Source organism: Pectobacterium peruviense, from assembly GCF_002847345.1.
Classification (GTDB): Bacteria; Pseudomonadota; Gammaproteobacteria; order Enterobacterales; family Enterobacteriaceae; genus Pectobacterium; species Pectobacterium peruviense.
On the sequence record NZ_LXFV01000045.1, the window covers coordinates 34,527 to 44,210 of the forward strand.

Annotated in this window: 4 protein-coding genes; all 4 read right to left on the reverse strand. The window is 39.8% G+C overall.

What is annotated here, in order from left to right; all coding sequences use genetic code 11:
- Positions 1-180: 180 nt before the first annotated feature.
- Positions 181-1,296: a DegT/DnrJ/EryC1/StrS family aminotransferase gene (locus A0G03_RS20550; RefSeq protein WP_048259617.1), complete on the reverse strand. Its 1,116-nt coding sequence runs from the start codon at positions 1,294-1,296 to the stop codon at positions 181-183.
- Between the two features lie 22 nt (positions 1,297-1,318).
- Positions 1,319-4,819 carry a glycosyltransferase gene (locus A0G03_RS20555; RefSeq protein WP_048259616.1) on the reverse strand — a complete coding sequence of 1,167 codons (3,501 nt, stop codon included), beginning with the start codon at positions 4,817-4,819 and terminating at the stop codon, positions 1,319-1,321.
- Between the two features lie 145 nt (positions 4,820-4,964).
- A complete protein-coding gene (locus A0G03_RS20560; protein ID WP_053075303.1) occupies positions 4,965-8,648 on the reverse strand; it encodes a glycosyltransferase in 3,684 nt (1,227 codons plus the stop codon).
- 408 nt (positions 8,649-9,056) lie between these two features.
- A partial coding sequence (locus A0G03_RS20565) for a flagellin (protein ID WP_101749548.1) occupies positions 9,057-9,684 on the reverse strand: 628 nt, incomplete at its 5' end.

Genomic DNA, 9,684 nt, shown 5'->3' on the forward strand with positions numbered 1-9,684 from the left:
TTTAATGGTGCGCTATAGTAATGAAAAGTAGTTTTACGTTTTATCGTATGATGTATAACCATTCGTGTAGAAAATAAAAAATAATAATGATTAGCAAAAATACTCCATGGCTGTAAAATATATCTGCTAAATTGCAATTTAGTTATTAAAAATAAATAAAATTTTAATTATATTAATATGTCACTTTAACAATAATGAAGTAAAAACAGAAATAACATTGTCATGTTCAACTTCACTTAGACCAGGGTATATTGGTAAACATAATACAGAGTTAGCTAAGAAATCCGCTTCTGATAAATTATTCACATTCGCACTATCAAAACCACGATACATTGGAAATGAGCTGATCAATGGATAAAAATATCGTCGAGTTAAAACCCCAACATCCTTCATCAATGCATAGATTTCATCTCGCTTATATATAACATCTTTATCAAAAAAAACTGGGAAATATGAATAATTCCACTCGGTATTTTTAGGTATATTTATCATCCTAATACTCGGATATTTTTTTAATCGTTCATAGTATCGTAGATAAATCTCCTTCCTCTTCAACAAGGCATCATCGATATGTTTTAGTTGTAGGAGACCAAACGCTGCCTGAACCTCATTCATTTTCCCATTGATGCCTGGTGCGACTACAGTAACTTCATCAGCGAAGCCAAAATTTTTCAGATAATCAATGCGTTTTTTAGTCTTGGCATCTTGAGAAATAATTGCGCCGCCTTCAATGGTATTGAAAACTTTCGTCGCATGAAAACTAAGAATAGATAAATCACCATGATTTAAAATGCTGTAATCATCTTTCTTCACACCAAATGCATGGGCCGCATCATAGATAACCTTTAGCCCATAGTTATCTGCAATCGCTTGAATACGATCAACATCTGCAGGGATACCATAACAATGAACAGGCATAATAGCCGAAGTATTTGACGTAATAGCTTGCTCAATCTTATCAGCATCTAGGTTACACGTCAGAGGATCAATATCTACAAATACGGGTTTTAATCCATTCCACAAAAGTGAATGTGAGGTGGCCACAAAAGAATAAGGGGTAGTAATAACTTCACCGGTAATGCGTAATGTCTGCAATGCCGTCAATAGTGCTAAGGTGCCATTTGAAAAAAGACTGATATACTTAACCCCTAAGTATTTTGCCAGTTCATCTTCAAGTTGATCATGTAAAGGCCCGCCATTCGTTAATCTTTTATTTTCCCATATCTTTTCCAAGTAAGGGATAAATTCTTCAAGTGGAGGAAGTAGTGGACTGGTAACATATATCTCATTTTTCATAAACAGCCTTTAACGTAATAAATTATCGTGGCAACCAATTTTTCTTTATAATTTCCGATTTATTTTGATTAAGCATCCAGTTCTCTTGAACTTCACTTTTCAACACAGCGCCAACTTTCCTAACCGAATTAACATCATGAACATACTGACTCATTGCAGCAGACCAGTCTTTATATCTATTTTTCGCAAAGTTAACGGAAAGATTACCTTTGTAACATAGAACATCGCTGCATATAACTGGTATACCACATATACCAAACTCTAACAGGCGAATATTACTGCGAGCTCGATTAGCATTATTATCAACCAGCGGTGCTATTGCAAAGTCGAGATTGAGCAAAGCTAGCTGTTGAGGGTAATGAGTAAAACCGTGATAGCGATGATATTCGTGAATAAAAGGTTTCAGTTTAGGAGGATAGGCCCCTAGAAATACCCATGTAACGAGATGAGAAAAATCGCGGATAACGTTAGAGACTAACTCAATATCTTCATCATTGAGATCAAACGTTACACATCCAACCCGTGGTTTTTCGCTAACCCTTCCGGTCAAGACCAGATCATTCCAAAAATGAGGTAAATATGTAGGCAAAATTTTAATATCGTGATGCATTCTGCCATATTGCTCAGCTAACACTTCAGAACCTACAATCACTCTATCAAAAGGAGCTAAATCTTCTTTTACTTTTTTCAAGTGCTCTTTTTTATTTTTAATATCATAAAATTTATTTGATTCATAATAATTCATATCATAAATAGAAAAACAATCTTTTATCGATTTGAAATCGGTTATTTTCCCACTTTTAATATAGTTCTGTGTGATAATTACATCAGGCTCTATTTGTAAAAAATCAGATATAACGAGAGATTCTGAAGCAACGGCTCCGTCAACCATTCCATGGTATCGCATGTTATAAAAAGGTTCTTCTAAACGATATCTCTCCATCGAATTGCTACCGCCAGAAAACACCATTACACGAGACAGTCGTTGAGGCTCTGGCGATAACTCACACGGTCTGAGATTTTTTTCTATTCTATAACATTGAGTTAATGACAAGTTCTTATTATATGTAGGATCATTAGCAATCACCCCTCCCCACTTGTGGTAAATAACTCTCTCTTGCTCCGAGCACGTTTCTTTGCTCTTGTCATTTTTTTCTGGAGACAAGTCAGTCGCAACAATAGAATAAGGAGTCCAAACGGAAAGATAACCCGCCTCACGAATTTTTAGACTTAAATCGATATCAGCAAGATATCCCTCTGTCAGCGACTCATCTATTCCACCAACATCGTGATAAATAGAACGTCTTATAAGTAAACACAATGAGGGAAGCGCGCTATAATTTTGTTCTATTGATAAACGGTTCATATAACCCGAATCTGAATAGTGGCTCCCAACGAAAGGCGTTTCCGCTACACCATTGAGCCCAAGAATCATGCCTGCTGAATAAATTTTCTCATTTAGATTAATTACCTTGCTGCCAACACACCCAACATCATCACGCAGGCAATGATTAACTAAATTTTCCAGCCATTCATCGTGCGCTGGAAAAACTGCAACATCAAGCAAGAGAAGATAATCACCCGATGCTTGATTAGCAGCAATATTGTTAAGCTTAGCGCGACTTTCATGATGTGGAAATATAATGGTTTTTATTCTATTAGGATCAATTTTACTGACTTCTTCCAACCAGTAACGATTCTCTTCAATCTCAGCATAGCAACTTAGAATCAAAATTTCATAATTGGTATATTTAGATTTTTCCAGCAGTCCCATCACACAGCGTTGCAATACATTGATATCACCGTTATCGATGATAAAGATACTAATTTTAGGCAAATCTTTGTTATGGCCATAAACAACCCGATACCCACCTGATGAATTAGGTAAAATCAAGCTATTCACATAACCTTTTGCGTTTAAGTAGTTACTGATCAGTTGCTCTACTTTGCTATTATCTAATTCTTTTCTTGACCCACTAACTAACAACGGTTCAGGGAAATGACCGATGCTCCCCTTTCCTTTCTCTGTAATCAAACGTATCAGAACGTCAAAATCAAAGCAGTCAGAGGAAATGTCATTGTAATAATTCGTATCTATAAAAATACTTTTATGGAAGAAACAGCCAACAAAAAAAGCACTTGGGAAACCAAGAAAGTAATCAATACTAAAATCTGGTAAAAAAGCAGACTCTAATTCACCACAATCATTAATGAATATTTTGTCAGGGTAGACTGCGCTGTAGTCACTTTCTTTATTTAAGAAGCATATTGCAGAAAAAAAGCTGTCTGCGATGAATGTAACTCCCGCGCTCACATACTGAAACCAGTTAACACTCTGCTGCATCGCTATATTTTTTATAGTAGAGTGTAGTTTTTCTGTTTCGCATAATGAAACCCAAGATTCAAAATCTTTAGAAAAAATATATTCCCCATTGGTAAAAATAACACAGCGTAATCTTGAATACACCTCCTTTACAGGCAATAAAGATTCTAATGTAGTTAAAACCTCACGCCAAGATTCCGAACGATCATAGATGCAAATATAAATAGCTTGAGGTGATACTAATTCATCAATATTTTTAGAAACTAGGGTGACTTTTTCCGGAGGAAACGCCCTCTGTTCAACCCATCCCGCTATATTTTCTTTACAATTATTATAATAACTCTGCGCTTTATCTTGTGTAAGACCCAGAAAATTGAAAAATTGTTGATTGGATACACTATCCAATCCTTCATAAAACTCTCTATATTTATAAAGACTCGCCCTTGCCCGAGCCAATTCATTCGGGGAATCATCCCAGGCAACATCGGCATTACCCACATCTTTAGACGTTTTCTCCGTGATAGCGTATTTTTCATACCCAATGGCAACTTTTGCAACCACGGGACAACCACATAATCCAGCTAAAAAACAGGTGCCAGATGTTTCATAGGAATACATAACTCGCCCACGCTTAAGGACTTTAGCAAGTTCATTCAGCGATAATGGCTGCTCCATCGATAAGACCGTTATATTCTCGGGCAACGTTGAAAAATCGACAGAACTCCGTGGAACTCGGTTTAAATACAACAGGTCAAGATCTTTCTCTGTAGCATCATCGCAAAACACTGACAAATCATAAGTTGAGATCATCAGTAAATTCACATTCGCTTCATTTTCAGCAAATTCTTGTCGATAAAAGAAAAAGAGGTCATCCTCACCAGCATTAATACTGTTGCCGTTCAGGACACCCTCTCTATTCAGCATATACCTGACACAGAGAGGCGCTTCCAGAGGGTTACCTGACTCTATTTCAGGGTAAACCGCGATGAATATTTCTCCAGAGTCTTTATACTCGTTAAATTTACCAGACGTTAATTTCGGTGTATTCCATTCAGGATTGGTTATAGGAGAAACAATATATGCCTCTCCCCCATGTTGGTTAATAAGATGGCAAAGGCGATGCATAACCTGAATCCCAAGAGAGGATTCAATATAACCTGGAACAGTAATTACATAAGGATATTTAAATTTTTTACTCATCGTTTATCCTAAAAATCAAACACTCATATATGCAGTTCACAAAAAATCTATTGTTACTATCTAAAGCAGGGAAAGCTACCGCCCTTGGCTCTTCAGCAACCAATGCGCTATTACATCTTCATATTGTGTTTACCACGTTATCTCGCTATTTTGGTAACCAAGCCTGCAACCAATCAGTCAACCCATCACCTTCTAGCATCCAATCTTTATACACAGCATCTCTGAGCTCATCGCCCATTCTTGCAGTCGCATCCATATCCGAGATGTGTATACGTATCGCATCTATCCAATCTTTAAAACGATTATCAACTCGCGTTACTGGCAGACCACAGCGGTAAGGTTCTATGTCAGTACAAATTACAGGAACCCCACACGCCCCTAGTTCCATGAGTCGTAAATTACTTTTGCATTCATTGAACAGATTATGTTCTAGCGGCACCAGTGCCAAATCGAGGTTCAGACTCGCTGTTTTTTGTGGGTAATATTCGATAGGGACACCGGCATGAAATTCACATTTCACACCTTCAGGTTTCATGCCCATGAAAACCCAGTCAACTTCATCCTCTAACGCTTTCACTACCGAACGGAGAATAGCCAAATCACCTTTATGGCTACTTCCTCCAGCCCAACCAACCCGAGGTTTACGTCCTTGCTGGCGTAGGCTAGTTAACCCTTTCCACCAAGATGCAGGCAATCGGTTGTAAGCGACACGAATATCTGAGTGGTAAGCAGAATAAGCTTCGGCCAATGCTGGTGTAGAAACCACGACCCAATCGACAGATTCCAAAGAACGGCGGAAATTTTTAATTAATTGTTGTGAGAATGATTTCCTATTACCGCTATTGATCGGAACATTAAGGATGTAGTCATCGAATTCTGCAACAATCGATGAACGTGTATATTTGCGATACTGTGCCACCATCTCTGGTGTCTGGGCCCCCGCGGCAGATTGAACAATCACAACATCAGGTTCCATATCAACGGCATCGACCAATTTTGGCACGCCGTGTTTCAGCCCCCCTTCTATATGCATCTCTCGCTCTAATGCCTGAAAAGGGAAAATAACACGATAGTGTCCACACCCATGCCAATCACTATGGCTCCCAATAACCACAGGCAGCGGTCGCCCTGGTAATGCGCGTTGGCACCTTGCCATTTCTGGCGTTAGAGAAAACCCTGGAGCATGTTTGCCATAAGCAGGGTGATAACAGGGATCGTTCGCTAACTGCGGTAACCAGCGGTCATAAAGTGAGTCAATATTTGATTGTTGCGGTAATGGTGGCAGCTTGAAATGCTGCTGTAATAAGCGCGACGCACCTCCTAGATGCATCACTTGAGCATCTGGCGTCCACACAACCAGATATCCTTGTTGTCGTGCTTTAAGCGCAAGATCAACATCGCCAAAATAGGTAGGATATTGCTCCTCATCAAACCCACCAAGCTCAACATAAACGTCACGCCGCATCATCATGCAAGCCGCGCTAACCGCGCTTACGTTGTGAGTCGTGCGTAAACGACTCATATAACCTTTAGATTCCGCTCCCAACCCCTGAAACGCAATCGCGGCACTATCATTCATACCTAATACGATGCCACCATGCTGAATTCGGCCATCATCAAACACCAGCTTAGCCCCAACAATGCCTACCTCAGGACGTAGTGCATGATTTAATAGGGCATTCAACCAATCGCCATTCGTGATTTCTGTATCATTATTAAGGAAAAGTAGTACATCGCCTTTCGCTTTTTGAGCAGCAAAATTATTAATGGCAGAAAAATTAAATGGATGTGGCCACGACAAAACCTGAACTTGCGTTAACTCCATTGCAGAAAGTTGTCTTAAATATTGACAAGCCCCAGCCTCTGTCGACTGATTATCTACAATTAACAATTCATAGTTGAGGTATTGCGTACATTCCATAAGCGTTTCGATGCACCGGCTAATAACAGGTAGATGATCGCGCGTAGGAATAATAATAGAAACAAGCGGCTTACTTAGGTGCTGATATTGAATATAGCATATCCCATCGTCATCGTTTGCTGAAACAACAGCATCAACATGACAACGAGCAAGATGGCGTTGAATAATATCAGGGTAATATTGCGTCACCCCCTCACTGTGCAACCAATCGAACAGTGAATTTGTGGTATAAACCAGTACTTCCGGAATGTGACCAATAGCCTGTGGCCCTTCTTGTTCTATCAGTTGCCAAATAACATCGTGCAGTTCAAGAGATTCACCAATAGAAGGAATTATGCCTTGCTGGCGCAAAGTTGATGCATCAAGAGCTAAGTTTCGACCTATATAAGGGAAACTACGCAACATATCAATATTACATTCAGGCTTAAGCATTGGGTTTTCTGCTTTACCTTCTTTCATAATCGCTTCGTCAAAATAGAATGCTTTTGCCGAAGGAAAACGCAGGCGATGCTCAGCTAATAATAATGACGCATGTGGCAGTAAACGTTCGCCAGAACGTAAAACTAGCAGGTAAGATGCTGATGTTTTAGCGAGTACAACATTCAGTGGGCTTTCTTCAACCGAGTCAGATGATAGCCATGTGACTGCCCCGTCAGCATCCGCGCAAATGAAATTATTAGAGGTCAATACATAGACCTCACTGGCTGCATAAAATTGTCCATGGATACTAGCTAATGACGCATTTATGGCGTCTTTATCGTTAGATTGTGCCAGTATTGCAATGCCTATATTGCCAATTTCCGGATAGGCCTGAATAAACGCTTGCAATAAATCACGACGCGCAGGGCTAATCAAGCGCTCACTTAACCACTTATCGACAGAATAAAAAGGCTTCGTTTTATCCTGTAAGGTTAAATTGTGAAGAGCAAGTCGTTGCAGTTCTTGATCGGTTATCGTTTTAAGCGTCGGTTCTGGCAAACTGCCAAGCAGTGATGGTAACGTATTTGATAACCGCCAGGATTCATTATAATAACCTGAACGTTTCTGGGTATATTTAGCCGCTTGCTCATAACCCTTATAAATGTTTTCTGCTACTTCCTCTGAAGAAAGAGCTTTTCCGGCCGTTTCATTACGAAATACATTTCCTTCAATCAACTCGTCGGTAATATATCCGATGAAAAAATTGTCTTGATACAAATAGGCAGGTTTTCCTGCACATAGTGCATATTGTGCAATAATTCCACTAGCAACAATAGCATCAAAATCAGTCACCACATTATTATGAACCCATTGGTCTCGATTCATAATTTCGCAAGCTATCGAAAACTTCTCCAGTTCACTTATCAATGCCTTGAGCATCGGTGTTGTTTCTTCCACGACAATAAGTATCTTTTTTAGGCTATTGTCATTTTCCGATGAAGAGTGATTGAAATAAAAATCAGGAGCAGAATGAGGAAACACGGATATCAGCGAGCTAGTTATCCCACTCTCATTCAAAAAATCAGTCAAACGCGGCAATGTGACTAACGCTCGATCGCATAAGCGATTTTCAAGCAAAATATCAGCCGATGCGGCCTCTCGGCTATCCAATGACTGGTGATCGAATATGATATTCGTTGTAACGCCACCATTCAGAAATCTATCTAATATACTTGTGTTTAATGAAAAATACTGAATCCAGAATAGATCATAATGCTCGTTAAAAATATAACTGGTGTCGTCAGTGGCGAAAATGTCTTTACCTGCAAATTTTTTCTCTATCAGAGTTTTTATGCGAACATCATATTGATGGCAATAGATATCTACACTCCAGCCGTTATCGATGAATCCACCAATCAGATCCAAAATGGCCAGTGTTTCATCTCTGTAGTCGATAAGTTGAAGTGTGCTGATAAAGACGCGTGGCATAGAAAGGAGCCTTGTAGACAAAACAGATATATAAATACTTCCATTTTAAGGCTAGAAAATCAAACTAAACGATAAATAAACCAATCAATTACCATGCTATTTAAAGCATTAGAATCAAAACTGCAACTTCCTCTCCTGACAACTTTACTGGAATCTACTTTTTTATTGCCTGCATTACCTAATCGCATGATAAATAATCATTTATAGCTATTTTTAAAACCAGAAACAGGAAAAAACTTGCTCAAAAGGTACATATACCAAATTGAAAGGCAAAAAAACGGAGGAAATTAAGATAGAAGAATCATGAAGATACTATTAAAAACTCAAGAAAGTACCGAGACATTGGAGCGACTGATAAATTTAACCCGGCACATGGCCGGGTTAAATTTCATGCCATATTGCTTACGATTAACGCAACAGAGACAGAACGGTCTGAGGTACCTGGTTCGCCTGAGACAGCACTGATGTACCAGCCTGTTGCAGAATGTTCGCCTTGGTCATGTTCGACACTTCCACCGCATAATCCGCATCCTGAATTCGGCCACGGGCGTTAGACAGGTTGTTGATGGTGTTGTTCACGTTGGTGATCGTGGATTCGAAACGGTTCTGGATCGCACCCAGGTTACTACGCGCGGTATCTACCGCTTTCAGTGCGGTATCAACAGCACTTACGATTTGTTGTGCCAAGCCACCAGAACCACCGATAGCACCAGAACCACTCGCAGCACCTGTGCCGCCACTGATTGTGTCTACTGCAGTAGAAACACCAGAAGACAGGCCTGAAGTCGTTGAAGCATTAACCAGCGCACCAGAGTCGATAGTGATAACTTCATTAGCACCGGTGTTTGCACCAACCTGAATGTTGATACCGCCGCTTGCAGTACCGTCCAGCAGGTTCGTGCCGTTGAAAGATGCTGATTTAGCAACACGGTCAATTTCGTCCAGACGTTGCTTCATTTCAGTGTAGATTGAAGTACGGTCAGTACTACCGTTGGTGTCACTTGCTGCCTGCACCGCCAGCTCACGCACACGCTGT